Source organism: Arthrobacter sp. GQ119, assembly GCF_059759125.1.
In genome coordinates, this window is record NZ_JCAXEA010000062.1 from 1 (window position 1) to 844 (window position 844).

Here is an 844-nt window from a genome sequence, read left to right on the forward strand (position 1 = left end):
TGCGTAAGGGCACGCCGCTGCCGTGGCGGCGACCTGCTGATCGATTCGTTTGAGATGCCCGGCGAGCAGTTCGGCCTGCTCGACGTCGGCTTCGTAGGTGAACTGCAGAGCCGGTTCGTTAAAGCGTTGGCGGTGCAGCCATAGGCGGTGTTCCTGCGTCCATCTGGTGTCCTTGGGATAGCGGAGGCCGTGCCGGAGGAGGACGGCGTTCACGTGCTGGCGGGCATGCGCAAGATCCTTCGCTGCGCCGGAGCGCAGCCGGGACAGGTCCCGCAGGGCTTCCTCGTCAGGGTCCGGGATACGCACCTCGGTGACCGAACCGACGGCGAGCATTTCGGCCAACACCCGGGCGTCCCGCCGATCGGTTTTCACCCGGTCACCGGGCGCCCGCAGCAGCTTCGAGGACGCCGCCACCACACAGTTGATGCCCGCGGCCCGCAGATACCGGGCCAAGACAAACCCTGTGGGACCCGACTCATAAACGACCTTGACGGGCGGCTCAAACCGCCGGACCCACTCCAGGACCAGGGCCGGGTCAGCGGGCATCGTATGATGACTGATTTCACCGGTGCCCGGATTCAGCGCATGGCCAACCACATTAACCGCGTGAACATCCAGACCAATGAAAGTATGCTCAAACATAGCCGGGACCTCCCAAACCTCACATGTGGCACTACCATTGGACCCCCAAGGAGCCTCGCAGGCCACGGGAGCCGTTAATGGCAACCCACGGACCCTGTGAAACAGAAGGCCCCGGCCCCCCCATACTCCTGGCCAGACCCTACCCGTCCGGGATAAGGGACATCAGCGCCCGGGAACAGGGCCTGCAGCGCCGGTTCCCCTC

General features: G+C 64.9%; 1 protein-coding gene. It reads right to left on the reverse strand.

Going from position 1 to position 844, the window contains the following annotated elements; all coding sequences use genetic code 11:
- Nucleotides 1-642: IS110 family transposase (locus tag AC6CH3_RS23330; protein WP_498134695.1), on the reverse strand; the 642-nt coding region annotated here is incomplete at its 3' end.
- Between the last annotated feature and the right edge of the window lie 202 nt (nt 643-844).